Raw genomic sequence first — 15,585 nt, forward strand, 5'->3', positions numbered from 1 at the left:
GAGCTGCTGGCCGAGTCGCGTGCCTGGCCCGAGACCGGGCGCGCCCGCCGCGCGGGCGTCTCCTCCTTCGGCGTCAGCGGCACCAACGCCCACGTCATCATCGAGCAGGCCCCGGCCGCCGAGCAGGCCGAGGCGCAGACCCCGGCCCGCGAACTCCCGCTCGTACCGCTTGTGCTGAGCGCGAAGTCCGAGGCCGCGCTGCGTGACCAGAGCGCCCGGCTCTCCGCCCTCCTCGACGGGGCGGGTGCCCCGCGGCTGCTGGACGCCGGCTACTCCCTGGCCACCACGCGCTCCGTGTTCGAGCACCGGCAGGTGACCCTGGGCGAGTCCGTGGTCGAGGGCACCGCCTCGGCCGGCGGCCGCCGCGCGCTGGTGTTCCCGGGGCAGGGCACGCAGTGGGTGGGGATGGGTGCCGGTCTGCTGGAGTCCTCGCCGGTCTTCGCCGCCCGTCTGCGCGAGTGCGCCGACGCGCTGGCTCCGTTCGTGGACTTCGACGTTGTGGAGGTCGTACGGGAGGGCCGCTCGCTGGACCGTGTGGACGTGGTCCAGCCGGTGACCTGGGCCGTGATGGTCTCCCTTGCGGAGCTGTGGCGCTCCCTCGGGGTGGTCCCGGACGCCGTCGTGGGCCACTCGCAGGGTGAGATCGCGGCTGCTGCGGTGTCCGGGGCGCTGTCCCTCGAGGACGCGGCCCGGGTCGTCGCGCTCCGCGCCGCCGTCATCGGCCGCGAGCTCGCCGGTCTCGGCGGGATGGCATCGATTCCCCTTCCCCGTAAGGCAGTTGAGGAGCGGCTGTCCGCTCCCGAGTGGACGGGCCGGCTCGGTGTGGCCGCGGTCAACGGGCCGTCCAGCACGGTCGTGGCGGGTGACGCGGACGCGATCGTGGAGATCGTGGCCGCGTACCAGGCGGAGGAGGTCCGGGCCCGTCAGGTGCCGGTGGACTACGCCTCGCACTCCGCGCACGTCGAGCGCATCGAGGCCGAGCTGCTGGACGTACTCGCCCCGATCGCCCCGCGCCGCTCGGAGATCCCCTTCTACTCCACGGTGACCGGCGAACTTGCCGACACCACCACGCTCGACGCCTCGTACTGGTACCGCAACCTCCGCCAGACCGTCCGCTTCGAGGACACCGTCCGGCTGCTGCTCTCCAAGGGCTTCGGCACCTTCGTGGAGTCCAGCGCCCACCCCGTGCTGATCATGGGCATCCAGGAGACCGCCGACGGCAGGGACGTCGTGGCCGGCGGTTCGCTGCGGCGCAAGGAGGGCGGACCGGAGCGGTTCCTGACCTCCGCCGCCGAGCTGTTCGTCCGCGGCACCGACGTGGACTGGGCCGCCCTCTTCGAGGGCACCGGCGCCCGTACCGTCGACCTGCCCACGTACGCCTTCCAGCACGAGCACTACTGGCACGAGCCGGCCGCCCCCGCCACCGCCGCGGCCGCCGACCCCGCCGGTACCGACGCCTGGCGCTACCGCACCACCTGGAAGGGCCTGGGCGCCTCCGGCACCCCCGCCCTCGAAGGCCGCTGGCTGCTGGTCGTCCCCGAGGGCGCCGGGGCCGCCGACCTCGCCGCCGGGGCCGAGGCCGCCCTCGGGCGGCACGGCGCCCGCACCGAACGGCTCGACGTCGACGTGCACACCGCCACCCGCGGGTCCCTGGCCGGGCTCCTGGGCGCGTACCGGGCCGCGGAGGAGACCGGCGGCGCCCCCACCGGGGTGCTGTCCCTGCTCCCCGCCGCCGGGGGCCCCGAGGCCGTCCTCGCCTCCCTCGCCCTGGTCCAGGCCGCCGCGGACACCGACCTGGCCCCGGCCCGGCTCTGGGCCCTGACCCGGCAGGCCGTGGCCGTCACCCCCGGCGAACTGCCCGAGGACTCCGGCGCGCAGGTGTGGGCCTTCGCCCGGGTCGCCGCCCTCGAACTGCCCGGCCTCTGGGGCGGGGTGGTCGACCTGCCCGCGCAGCCCGACGCCCGCGCCTTCGACGCCCTGGCCGCCGCCCTCGCCCAGGGCGGCCGCCCCGGCGCCGAGGACCAGATCGCCGTACGCGCCTCCGGCTCCTACGGCCGGCGCGTCACCCGCGCCGGACGCGCCGCAGCCAAGGCCCCGGCCGAGCGCTGGCAGGCCCGCGGCACCGTCCTCGTCACCGGCGGCACCGGCGCCCTCGGCGCCCAGGTCGCCCGCTGGGCGGTCCGCCAGGGCGCGGCCCACCTGGTGCTCACCAGCCGCCGCGGCCCCGAGGCCCCCGGCGCCGCCGAACTGGCCGCGGAACTGCGCGCCCTGGGCGCCGAGGTCACCGTCGCCGCCTGCGACGTCTCCGACCGGCAGGCCGTGGCCGCGCTCCTGGAGGCCCACCCGCCGACCGCCGTCTTCCACACCGCGGGCGTCCTCAACGACGGCGTGATCGGCTCCGTCACCGCCGACGCCTTCCGCGAGATCCGCGCCCCCAAGGCCGACGCCGCCCGCCACCTGCACGAACTCACCCGCGACAGCGGCACGGACCTGGACGCCTTCGTCCTCTTCTCCTCCGTCACCGGCACCTGGGGCAACGGCGGCCAGGCCGCCTACGCCGCCGCCAACGCCTCCCTCGACGTACTCGCCGAACAGCGCCGCGCCGAGGGCCTGCCCGCCACCTCCATCGCCTGGGGCCTGTGGGGCGGCGGCGGCATGGCCGAGGGCGCCGGCGAGGAGAGCCTCAGCCGCCGCGGCATCCGCGCCATGGACCCCGACGAGGGCATCGAGGCCCTCCACCGGGCCCTCGACCTGGGCGACACCTGCGTCACCGTCCTCGACGTGGACTGGGCCGACTTCGCCCCCCGCACCGCCGCCCTGCGCCCCGGACCGGTCTTCGACACCGTGCCCGAGGCCCGGCGCGCGCTGGAGGAGCAGCGCCGGCACTCCGCCGGCGCCGCCGCCGGACCGGCCGACGGGCTCGCCGAGCGGCTCGCCGCACTCCCCGCGGCCGAGCGGACCCGCGTCCTGGTCGAGCTGGTGCGCGGCGAGGCCGCGGCCGTCCTGCGGCACCCGGGCACCGACGCCGTCCGCGCCGACCGCGCCTTCAAGGACGCCGGCTTCGACTCCCTCACCGCCCTGGAGCTGCGCAACCGGCTCGCCGCCGCCACCGGACTGCGGCTGCCCGCCACCGTGGTCTTCGACCGGCCCAACCCGGGCGCGCTCGCCGCCTTCCTGCTCGGCAAGCTGCTCGGCGACACCCCGGCCGAAGCCCCCGCCGCCCCCGCCGCCGTCCGCACGGCCTCGGACGCCGGGGACCCGATCGTGATCGTCGGCATGGCCTGCCGCTTCCCCGGCGCCGCCGACACCCCCGAGGCCCTGTGGGACCTCGTCATGGCCGAGCGCGACGTCATCGGCGCCGCCCCCGCCGACCGCGGCTGGAACCTCGACGAGGTCTACGAGCCCGACCCCGAGTCCGGCCGCCGCGGCACCACGTACGTCCGCGAGGGCGGATTCCTGCACGAGGCGGCCGAGTTCGACGCCGAGTTCTTCGGGATCTCCCCCCGCGAGGCCCTGGTCATGGACCCGCAGCAGCGGCTCCTGCTGGAGACCTCCTGGGAGGCCCTGGAGCGGGCCGGCATCGACCCGCTGTCCCTGCGCGGCACCCGCACCGGCGTGTACGCGGGCCTCACCCACCAGGAGTACGCCTCCCGCCTCCACGAGGCCTCCGAGGAGCACGAGGGCTACCTGCTCACCGGCAAGTCCGCGAGCGTGGTCTCCGGCCGCATCTCGTACGTCCTCGGCCTCGAAGGCCCCTCGATCTCCGTGGACACGGCCTGCTCCTCCTCGCTGGTCGCCCTCCACATGGCCGCCCAGGCCGTCCGTGCGGGCGAGTGCGAACTCGCCCTCGCCGGCGGTGTGACCGTCATGGCCGCCCCCGGCCTGTTCGTGGAGTTCTCCCGGCAGCGCGGGCTCGCCGTCGACGGGCGCAGCAAGGCCTTCGCCGACGCCGCCGACGGCACCAGCTGGGCCGAGGGCGCCGGCATGGTCGCCGTCGAACGGCTCTCCGACGCCGTCCGCCACGGCCACCCCGTCCTCGCCGTCATCCGCGGCGACGCCGTCAACCAGGACGGCGCCAGCAACGGGCTCACCGCCCCCAACGGCCCCTCCCAGGAACGGGTCATCCGCCAGGCCCTCGCCAACGCCGGACTCGGCACCGCCGACGTCGACGTCGTCGAGGCGCACGGTACGGGCACCCGCCTCGGCGACCCCATCGAGGCCCAGGCCCTGCTGGCCACGTACGGGCAGCGCCCGGCCGAACAGCCCCTGTGGCTGGGCTCGCTGAAGTCCAACGTCGGCCACCCGCAGGCCGCCGCGGGCGTCGGCGGGGTCATCAAGATGGTCATGGCGCTGCGCCACGGCATGCTCCCCAAGACCCTGCACGTGGACGCGCCGTCCTCGCAGGTGGACTGGGAGGCGGGCGCGGTCGAGCTGCTGACCGAGACCCGCGCCTGGCCCGAGACCGGGCGCGCCCGCCGCGCGGGCGTCTCCGCCTTCGGCGTGAGCGGCACCAACGCCCACGTCATCCTGGAGGAGCCGCCCCTACGGGAGCCCGCGGCGGAGCCCGCGACCCGCGAGCTGCCCGTGGTCCCGCTGGTCGTCACCGCCAAGTCGGCGGCCGGGCTCGCCGCCCAGGCCGAGCGGCTGCGGGCCCGGCTCGCGGACGCGGACGCGCCGCGGCTGCTGGACGCCGGGTACTCCCTGGCCACCGCCCGCTCGGTGTTCGAGCACCGGCAGGTGACCCTGGGCGAGTCGGTGTTCGAGGGCGTCGCCGGATCCACGGGCCGCCGCGCGCTGGTCTTCCCGGGGCAGGGGACGCAGTGGGTGGGGATGGGTGCCGGTCTGCTGGAGTCCTCGCCGGTCTTCGCGGCGCGTCTGCGGGAGTGCGCGGATGCGCTGGCTCCGTTCGTGGACTTCGACGTTGTGGAGGTCGTACGGGAGGGCCGCTCGCTGGACCGTGTGGACGTGGTCCAGCCGGTGACCTGGGCCGTGATGGTCTCCCTTGCGGAGCTGTGGCGCTCCCTCGGGGTGGTCCCCGATGCGGTGGTCGGTCACTCGCAGGGCGAGATCGCGGCTGCTGCGGTGTCCGGTGCGCTGTCCCTCGAGGACGCGGCCCGGGTCGTCGCGCTCCGCGCCGCCGTCATCGGCCGCGAGCTGGCCGGACTCGGCGGCATGGCCTCCATCCCGCTGCCGCGTGCGGCGGTCGAGGAGCGCATCGCGGACGCCCCCTGGACGGGCCGGCTCGGCGTGGCCGCGGTCAACGGGCCGTCCAGCACGGTCGTCGCGGGTGATGCGGACGCGATCGTGGAGATCGTCGCCGCGTACCAGGCGGAGGAGGTCCGGGCCCGCCAGGTGCCGGTGGACTACGCCTCGCACTCCGCGCACGTGGAGCGCATCGAGGCCGAGCTGCTGGACGTACTCGCCCCGATCGCCCCCCGCCGCGCGGCCGTGCCCTTCTACTCCACCGTCGAGGGCCGCCTGCTCACCGACACCACGGCGCTCGACGCCTCGTACTGGTACCGCAACCTCCGCCAGACCGTCCGCTTCGAGGACACCGTCCGCGGGCTCCTCGACGACGGCTTCGCCACCTTCGTGGAGTCCAGCGCGCACCCCGTGCTGACCATCGGCATCCACGAGACCGCCGACACCGCCGGGCTCGACGTGGTCACCAGCGGTTCGCTGCGGCGCAAGGAGGGCGGGCTGGAGCGGTTCCTGACCTCCGCCGCCGAGCTGTTCGTCCGCGGCACCGACCTCGACTGGAGCTCCTTCTTCGAGGGCACCGGAGCCCGCCTGGCCGACCTGCCCACGTACGCCTTCCAGCGCCGCCACCACTGGGCCCCCACCTCGCCCGCGGGCGTCGGGGACGCCGCGGCCGCCCGCTTCGGCATGGTGTGGGAGACCCACCCGCTGCTCGGCGGCGCCCTGCCGGTGGCCTCCACCGGCGAGACCGTGTTCGCCGGGCGGATCTCGCTCGCCGACCACCCGTGGATCACCGACCACGCCGTCCACGGCCGCACCCTGCTGCCCGGCACGGCCTTCGTCGAACTCGCCCTGCACGCCGCCGCGGAGACCGGCTGCACCACCGTGGAGGAACTCTCCCTGGAGGCCCCGCTCGTCCTCGAGGGCCACCGCGCCGCGCAGATCCAGGTCCGCGTCGAGGCCGCCGACGCCCAGGGCCGCCGCCGGCTGACCGTCCACTCCCGCCCCGAGGACACCGGCGGCGAAGGGACCGCGTGGACCCGGCACGGCGAAAGCCTCGTCGCGCCCGCCGCCGCCGAGCCCGCCCGGGCGGACTGGGCGGCCGCCGCGGCCTGGCCGCCCGCCGGTGCCGAGCGGGTCGAACCCGCCGACGTCTACGGTCAGTTCGCCGACCTCGGCTACGAGTACGGCGAGGTGTTCGCCGGCATCGAGGCCCTGTGGCGGGCCGAGGGCGCGGTGTACGCCGAGATCCGGCTGCCCGACCGCGCCCGCTCCGACGCCGCCGCGTACGGCGTCCACCCCGCCCTCCTCGACGCGGCCCTCCAGCCCTGGCTGGCCGGCGGACTGCTGGAGGTCCCCGAGGGCTCCGTGCTGCTGCCGTTCGCGTGGAAGGGCATCACCCTGCACGCGGCCGGCGCCGACTCCCTGCGCGTGCGCATCACCCCGGCCGGCGAGGGCACCGTCCGGATGGAGGCCGCGGACCTGTCCGCCGCCCCCGTCCTCAGCCTCGACGCCCTCGTGATGCGGCCCCTGCGCCAGGACCGCCTGGAAGCCCTCCTCGGCGCCGCGGCCGACAGCGAACTCCCCCTCTACCGCGTGGCCTGGCAGCCGTACGCGGTCCGCACCGCGGCCGCCGCGGCCCCCGCCCGGCTCGCCGTGCTCGGCGCCGGGACCACCGGGACCGCCGCGACGGACTGGATCGCCGCCGGACCCGGCGTGCAGACGGAGGAGTACGCCGACGCGGCCGCGCTGCGCGCCGCCCTCGCCGCCGGGGCCCCCGTACCGGACGCCGTGGTCGCCGCCTTCCCGGCCGGACCCGCGGCCACCGCCGCGGAGGTGCGCGGGCTGACCGTCCGCGCACTGGCCCTCCTCCAGGACTGGCTGGCCCAGGACGGCGAACCCGGCGCCCCCGCGGGCGTCCCGCTCGCCCTGCTCACCGGCCGGGCCCTCGCCGCCGCCCCCGAAGACACCGCGGACGGACTCGCGGGCGCCGGCCTCTGGGGGCTCGTACGCTCCGCGCAGAGCGAGCACCCGGGCCGCTTCCTGCTCCTCGACACCGACGGCACCCCCGCCTCGGCGGCCGCGCTCCCCGCGGCCCTCGCCACCGGCGAACCCCAGCTCGCCCTGCGCGCCGGGCAGGTCCTCACCCCCGCGCTGGCCCGCACGGAGCAGGCCCGGACGGCTTCCCCCGCGGACGCCCCCGCGGCCGCGTTCGACCCCGACGGCACGGTGCTGGTCACCGGGGCCACCGGCACCCTCGGCCGGCTCCTCGCCCGCCACCTCGTCACCGCCCACGGCGCCCGCAGGCTCCTGCTGGTCAGCCGCAGCGGCCGGGACGCGGCCGCAGCCGCCGGGCTGGAAGCCGAACTGACCGCCCTCGGCGCCCGCGCCGAGATCGCCGCCTGCGACACCGCCGACCGCGACGCGGTCGCCGCCCTCCTCGCGGGCATCCCCGCCGCCCATCCCCTGACCGCCGTCTTCCACGCCGCCGGGGTACTCGACGACGGGGCGCTCACCGCCCTCGACCCCGGGCGGCTGGACACCGTACTGCGGCCCAAGGCGGACGCCGCGCTGAACCTGCACGAGCTGACCCGCGGTCTGCCGCTGTCCGCGTTCGTGCTGTTCTCCGGCGCGGCCGGCCTCCTCGGCCGGCCCGGCCAGGCCAACTACGCCGCCGCCAACACCTTCGTCGACGCCCTGGCGCAGCACCGCCGCGCCGCCGGGCTGCCCGCACTCTCCCTGGCCTGGGGCCTGTGGGGCGAGGCCACCGGGATGACCGGACACCTCTCCGAGACCGACCTGCGCCGCATGCGGCGCTCCGGCATCGCCCCCATGACCAACGACCAGGGACTCGCCCTCCTCGACCTCGCCCTCGCGGACCAGGGGGCACCGGCCGGCGAAGCCCTGCTCGTACCGCTGCGCCTCGACGCCCAGGCCCTGCGCCGCGAACAGGCCGCGGGCGGCCCCGGCGCCGTCCCCGCCCTGCTGCGGGCCCTCGTGCCCGCGGCCGCCCCCCGCGCCGCGGCCGCCCCGGCCCCGGCCTGCGCCTCCGGTGCCGCCTCCGGCACCGGATCCGCGGAGGGCACAGCCCAGGCCCTCGCCCAGCGCCTGGCCCCGCTCGACGCCGCCGCCCGCGGCCGCGAACTGCTCGCCCTGGTCCGGGCCGAGGTGGCCGCCGTACTCGGCTTCGCCGGGCCCGACGCCGTCGAACCGGCCCGCGCCTTCCGCGAGATCGGCTTCGACTCGCTCACCGCGGTCGAACTCCGCAACCGGCTCAACGCCGCCACCGGACTGCGCCTGGCCGCCTCCGTGGTCTTCGACCACCCCACCGCCCAGGCCGTCGCCGAGCACCTCGGCGAGGAGCTGGCCGCGGCCGCGGGCGGCGGCCGGGAGGCCGGCGAGGCCGCACTCGCCGGACTGGAGGCCCTGGAGGCCGCCGTCACCGGACTCGCCGAGGACGACATCCGCCGCGAGGTGGTCCACCGCAGGCTCGCCGCCCTGGTCGCCGCCCTCGGCGGCCCCCCGGCCGGTACGCCCGCCACCCCCGAGCCGGCGCTCGAACTCGCCGACGACGACGAACTTTTCGCTTTCATCGAGGAGCAGCTGTGACGGGAAGCGCCGGCACCAACGGCACCGCAGGCACGCACACCGGGACCACCGGGAAGACCGCCGGCGGCGGCGACGCGAACAACGACAAGATCCGCGACTACCTCAAGCGGGTCACCGCGGAACTCGTCGCCACCCGCACCCGGCTGCGCACCGCCGAGGAGGCCGCCGAGGCCGCCCGCGAACCCGTCGCCATCATCGCGATGAGCTGCCGGCTGCCCGGCGGGGCCGACACCCCCGAGGCCCTGTGGCAGCTCCTGGAGTCCGGCACCGACGCCGTCTCCGCCCTGCCCGCCGACCGCGGCTGGGACCTGGAGGCCCTCTACGACCCCGACCCGGAAGCCCACGGCACCAGCTACGCCCGCGAGGGCGGGTTCCTCTACGACTGCGCGGACTTCGACCCGGAGTTCTTCGGGATCTCCCCGCGCGAGGCCCTCGCCATGGACCCGCAGCAGCGGCTCCTGCTGGAGACCGCCTGGGAGGCCTTCGAGCGGGCCGGGCTCGACCGCGAGGCCGTCCGCGACAGCCGGACGGGCGTGTACGCGGGCGTCATGTACGACGACTACGGCGCACGCGTCCCGCACGTGCCCGGCGCCCGCATCCCCGAGGGCCTGGAGGGCTACCTCGTCAACGGCAGCGCCGGCAGCGTGGCCTCCGGCCGCATCTCCTACAGCTTCGGCCTGCGCGGCCCGGCCGTCACCGTCGACACCGCCTGCTCCTCCTCGCTCGTCGCCCTCCACCTCGCCGCGCAGGCCCTGCGCGCGGGGGAGTGCGACCTCGCGCTGGCCGGCGGGGCGACCGTGCTGTCCACGCCGACCATGTTCATCGACTTCTCCCGGCAGCGCGGGCTCGCCGCCGACGGCCGCTGCAAGGCCTTCGCCGAAGGCGCCGACGGCACCGGCTTCGGCGAGGGCGCCGGCATGCTGCTGCTCCAGCGGCTCTCCGACGCCCGCCGCGACGGCCGTACGGTCCTGGCCGTCCTCCGCGGCTCCGCCGTCAACCAGGACGGCACCGGCGCGGGCCTCACCGCCCCCAACGGGCCCGCCCAGCAGCGCGTCATCCGCGCCGCCCTCGCCAACGCCCGGCTCACCGCCGACCAGGTCGACGCCGTCGAGGCCCACGGCACCGGCACCAGCCTCGGCGACCCCATCGAGGCCCAGGCCCTCCTCGCCACCTACGGCCAGGGCCGCTCCGCCTCCTCGCCGCTGCTCCTCGGCTCCCTCAAGTCCAACATCGGGCACGCGCAGGCCGCCGCGGGCGTCGCGGGCGTCATCAAGACCGTGCTCGCCCTGCGGCACGGCACCCTGCCCAAGACCCTCCACGCCGAGGTGCCGTCCAGCCGCATCGACTGGAGCGCGGGCGCGGTCACCCTGCTGACCGAGCACACCCCGTGGCCCGACCGGCCGGGCGAACCCCGCCGCGCCGGCGTCTCCGGCTTCGGCGCCAGCGGCACGAACGCCCACGTCATCCTGGAAGCCGACCAGCCCCCGACGGCCCCGGCCCCGACCCCGACGGACACCCCGGGTGCTGCCGCCCCGGCCCCCGCACCCGAAGCCGGGGTCCACCACGGCGCCCTCGCCTGGGTCCTGTCCGCCCGCGACGAGAACGCCCTGCGCGCCCAGGCCCGCCGCCTCGCCGACCACTTCGCGGCCGACGCCGCGGCCGACGCCGGATCCGGCGAAGCCGCAGCCGCCCCCGACGCGGGCGCCGGGTCCGGTCGGCCCGTGGGCTCCGCCCGCCCCGGCGGGCCGGTCGACCCCGCCGCCGTGGCCTCCGTACTCGCCCACCAGCGGACCGCGTTCCCGCAGCGGGCCGTCGTGCTCGGGGCGGATCTCCCGGAGCTCCTGGCGGGGGTCGGGGCGCTCGCCGCCGGGACCGGCGCCGACCCGGCGCGCGTGGTCACCGGCCGCGCCGCCGCCGGCCGCCGCACCGCCTTCCTCTTCACCGGCCAGGGCAGCCAGCGCCCCGGCATGGGCCGCGGCCTCTACGCCGCCCAGCCCGCGTTCGCCCGCAGCCTCGACGAGGTCTGCGCGGCCTTCGCCCCGTACCTGGAGCGCCCGCTGCGCGAGGTGATGTTCGCCGAGGCCGGGACCGCCGACGCCGCGCTCCTCGACCGCACCGAGTACACCCAGCCCGCGCTGTTCGCCCTCGAAGCCGCCCTGTACGCCCTGGTCACCTCCCGCGGACTGCACCCCGAGGCCGTGTCCGGGCACTCCGTCGGCGAGATCACCGCCGCCTACGCCGCCGGGGTCTTCTCCCTCGCGGACGCGGCCCGCCTCGTCGCCGCCCGCGGCCGCCTCATGGGCGCCCTGCCCGAGGGCGGCGCCATGGGCGCCATCGCCGCCAGCGCCGAGGAGCTCGCCCCCCAGCTGGCCGGCCGCGAGGCCGAACTCGACCTCGCCGCGGTCAACGGACCCGCAGCCGTCGTGGTCGCCGGGGACGCGGACGCCGTCGGCGAACTGGTCGCGCACTGGAAGGGCCGCGGTAGAGCCGCGAAGCGCCTGAAGGTCAGCCACGCCTTCCACTCGCCCCACATGGACGGCATGTTGACACAGTTCGAGATCATCGCTCGCGGTCTCGAATACCACCCGCCCAAGATTCCTGTCATGTCGAACCTGACCGGAGAGATCGCCGACGGCGATGCGCTGTGCAGCGCGGACCACTGGGTCCGCCATGCGCGCCGCCCGGTGCGGTTCCTCGACGGGGTCCGCGCCCTGCGCGCCTCGGGCATCGACACCTTCCTCGAACTCGGCCCCGACGCCGTGCTCACCGCGATGGGCCGCACCGTCCTCGACACCGACGAGCCCGGCGCCGACCCGGCCGCCGTCACCCTCTCCGTACTGCGCCGCGGCCGCCCCGAGGACACCGCCTTCGACCAGGCCATGGCCGCCGCACACGTCCACGGGCTGCCCGTCACCACGGCCCCCGAGCCGGGCCCCGGTACGGACCTCGCCGCCGCCCTGCCCACGTACGCCTTCCAGCGCACCCGCTACTGGCTCGACGCCCCCGCCCCGCAGGCCCCCCTGGCCGCCGCCGGAATCGCGCCCGCCGGCCACCCGCTGCTCGCCGCCGCCGTGGAACTGCCCGACGGCCGGGGCACCGTGTGGACGGCCGCCCTGTCCACCCGCAGCCACCCGTGGACCGCCGAGCACACCCTCGCGGGCCGCCCCGTGCTCCCCGGCACCGCCCTCCTCGAACTCGCCCTCACCGCCGCCGGGGACGGCCGCGTCGCGGAACTCGCCTTCGAGAACCCGCTCGTGCTGCCCGAGGAGGCCCCCGTCCGGCTGCGCCTGTGGCACGGCCCGGCCGCCGCCGACGGCACCCGCCCGGTCGCCGTGCACTCCGCCCCGGCCGCGGGCACCACCGCCGCGGGCGCCGGCGACCCGGACGCCGAGTGGACCCTCCACGCCACCGGCCACACCGCCCCCGCCGCGGCCGACGGCCCCGACCTCACCGGGCTGGCCGGCCCCTGGCCGCCCGAGGGCGCCGAACCCGTCGACCTCGACGGCGAGGACGAGCGCTTCGCCGCCGCCGGCATCGGCTACGGACCCGCCTTCCAGGCCCTCGACTCCGCCTGGCGGCTCGGCGAGGACGTCTACGCGTACGCCGCCCTGTCCGGGCCCGAGGCCGCCGAGGCCCCTGCGTACGGGATCCACCCGGCGCTCCTCGACTCCGCCCTGCACGCCGTCACCGCCACCCGCGGGGACGCCCACGGGCTCGTCCCCTTCGCCTGGACCGACGCCGCCCTCCACGCGGCCGGAGCCGACGCCCTGCGCATCCGCATCTCCCCGGCCGGGACCGACGCCGTCACCGTGACCGCCGCCGACCCCGAGGGCCGGCCCGTCTTCGCGGCCCGCTCCCTCGCCATGCGCCGCATCGCCGCCGACCGCATCGCCGCCACGGCCGCCGCCGGCACCGCCCCCCTGCTGCGCCCCGACTGGACCGCCCTGCCCGCCGCCCCGGCCGCCCCGCAGGACACCCGCTGGCACCTCCTCGGCGAACACGACCCGGCCGTCGCCGCCGCGCTCACCGCCACCGGGGCGCCCGTACGGCACACCGCCGCGCTCCGGGACCTGACCGCAGACCCGGCCACCACCCCCGCCGACGGCGCTCCTGCGGAGGTCCTCGTGGACCTGGGCGCCACCCGCGACCCCCTCGAAGCCGGCGCCCGCGCCCTCGGGCTCGTCCGCGACTGGCTGGCCGCGGACCTCCCCGGCGCCCGCCTGACCCTGCTCACGCGCGGGGCCGCCGACTGCGCCGGACCCGTCACCGACCCCGCCGCGGCCACCGCCTGGGGCCTGCTGCGCTCCGCGCAGACCGAGCACCCCGGCCGCTTCGCCCTCGCCGACCTCGACGCGGACCCCGCCTCCGCGGCCGCCCTGCCCGCCGCCCTCACCAGGGCCGACGGCGGTACGCAAGACGCCGTGCAGCTCGCCCTGCGCGCCGGCACCGCGTACGCCCCCGCCGTGGTCCGCGCCCCGGCCGCGGCGCCCGCCACGGACGGCGGCGCCCCCGTCTGGCACCCCGCGGGGACCGTGCTCGTCACCGGCGGCACCGGCGGCCTCGGCGCCGCCGTCGCCCGCCACCTCGTCCACCGCCACGGCGTCCGCAGCCTGCTGCTCACCAGCCGCCGCGGCCCCGCGGCCCCCGGGGCCGACCGCCTCACCGCCGAACTCGCCGCCGCCGGCGCCGAGGTCCGCACCGCCGCCTGCGACGCCGCCGACGCGGCGGCCCTCGGCGCGCTCCTCGACGCCCTGCCCGCCGAGCGCCCCCTGACCGGGGTCGTCCACACCGCGGGCGTACTCGACGACGGACTCGTCGCCGACCAGAGCGCCGACCGCCTCGCCGCCGTCCTGCGGCCCAAGGCCGAGGCCGTGCGCGTCCTGCACGAGCTGACCCGCGGCCGGGACCTCGACGCGTTCGTGCTCTTCTCCTCCGCCGCCGGCACCCTCGGCAGCGCCGGACAGTCCACCTACGCCGCCGCCAACGCCCACCTCGACGCCTTCGCCTCCTGGCGGCGCGCCCAGGGCCTGCCCGCCCTCTCCCTCGCCTGGGGCCCCTGGGCCGGCGAGGGCATGGCCGGGGAGCTCTCCGCGGCCGACGCCGCCCGGCTGCGCCGCAGCGGGCTCGTCGCCCTCCCGCACCCCGAGGCGCTCGCCCTGCTCGACGCCGCCCTCGCCCGCGGCGGCGCCGAACCGGTCCTGCTGCCCCTGCGCATCGACCCCGCCGCGAGCCGCGAACCCGGCAGCGGGCTCCCGGCCCTGCTGCGCCCCCTCGCCGGACCCGCCCCCCGCCGCACCGCCGCGCGCACCGCGCAGCAGGCCGCCGGGACCCCGGGGCCCGACGCCCGGCCCGCCGGACTCGCCGAACGGCTCGCGGCACTGCCCCGCGCCGAACGCGCCGCGTCCCTCCTGGACCTCGTACGCACCGAGGTCGCGGCCGTGCTCGGGCACGCCGGCCCCGCCGACGTGGCCCCGGCCCGCAGTTTCAAGGAAGCGGGCTTCGACTCGCTCACCGCCGTCGAACTCCGCAACCGCCTCACCGCGGCCACCGGACTGCGGCTCACCGCCACCCTGGTCTTCGACCACCCGACGCCCCTGGCCCTCGCCGAGCACCTCGACGGGGAGCTGCCCGGCGCCGAGGCCGCCGTACTCGCCCTGCTCGACCAGCTCGCCGGGGCCGTCGCCCCGGCCGGCCTCGGCGAGCTCGGCGAAGGGGCCCGCCAGGCCGTAGCCGGCCGCCTCGAAGCACTGCTCGCCGAGCTCGGCACCGCCGCCGCTGCCCCGGCCGGGCACACCCCGGATCCGGGCACCCCGGACACCGGCCACGTCAACGACCTACTCCATTCCGCCTCCGACGACGAGCTGTTCCAGCTGCTCGACAGTGGCTTCCGCACCGCCTGAAGCCCCGGCACCGACACCTCCAGGGGAGAGCTGTGTCCGCTAACGACACCCACAAGGACGCCACCGGCAACGAGGGCAGGCTCCGCGAGTACCTGCGCCGCGCCATGGCCGAGCTGCACGAGACCCGAGAAAAGCTGCGCGCGGTCGAGGAGCGCGGCAGCGAGCCCATCGCGATCGTGGGGATGGCGTGCCGTTTCCCGGGCGGGGTGGGTTCGCCGGAGGGCTTGTGGGAGCTGGTGTCCTCGGGTGGGGACGCGGTGTCTCCGTTCCCGGGTGACCGTGGTTGGGACGTGGAGGGCCTGTTTGATCCGGAGCCGGGTGTTCCGGGGCGTTCGTATGTGCGTGAGGGCGGTTTCCTGCACGGTGCGGGCGAGTTCGACGCGGGGTTCTTCGGAATCTCCCCCCGCGAGGCGGTGGCGATGGATCCGCAGCAGCGGCTGCTGCTGGAGACCTCGTGGGAGGCGCTGGAGCGGGCGGGTATCCCGGCGACCTCGCTGAAGGGCTCCCGCACCGGAGTCTTCGTCGGCTCGATGTACCACGACTACGGCACCGACCGGAACACCGGCGAGGACGCCGGCGGCTACGGCGGCACCGGCGTCTCCGGCAGCGTGGTCTCCGGCCGCATCTCCTACGCGCTGGGCCTCGAAGGCCCCGCCGTCACCGTCGACACCGCCTGCTCCTCCTCCCTGGTCGCCCTGCACCTCGCCGCCCAGGCCCTGCGCTCCGGCGAGTGCGAACTCGCCCTCGCGGGCGGCGTGACCGTCATGGCCACCCCCGGCACCTTCGTGGAGTTCTCGCAGCAGCGGGGGCTTGCGGCGGACGGCCGGTGCAAGGCGTTCGCGGAGGGTGCGGACGGTACGGGCTGGGCGGAGGGCGT

Annotated in this window: 3 protein-coding genes; all 3 read left to right on the plus strand. The window is 77.4% G+C overall.

Going from position 1 to position 15,585, the window contains the following annotated elements:
* On the plus strand, window positions 1-8,808 hold an 8,808-nt coding region (locus ACZ7JZ_RS35450), incomplete at its 5' end, for an SDR family NAD(P)-dependent oxidoreductase (protein ID WP_470947127.1).
* Entirely contained in the window at window positions 8,805-14,708 is a 5,904-nt protein-coding gene (locus ACZ7JZ_RS35455) for a type I polyketide synthase (protein ID WP_470947130.1), read from the plus strand. The genes ACZ7JZ_RS35450 and ACZ7JZ_RS35455, both read left to right, overlap by 4 nt.
* A gap of 32 nt (window positions 14,709-14,740) precedes the next feature.
* A partial coding sequence (locus tag ACZ7JZ_RS35460; RefSeq protein ID WP_470947132.1) for a beta-ketoacyl synthase N-terminal-like domain-containing protein occupies window positions 14,741-15,585 on the plus strand: 845 nt, incomplete at its 3' end.

The organism is Streptomyces sp. NPDC038213, assembly GCF_055600495.1.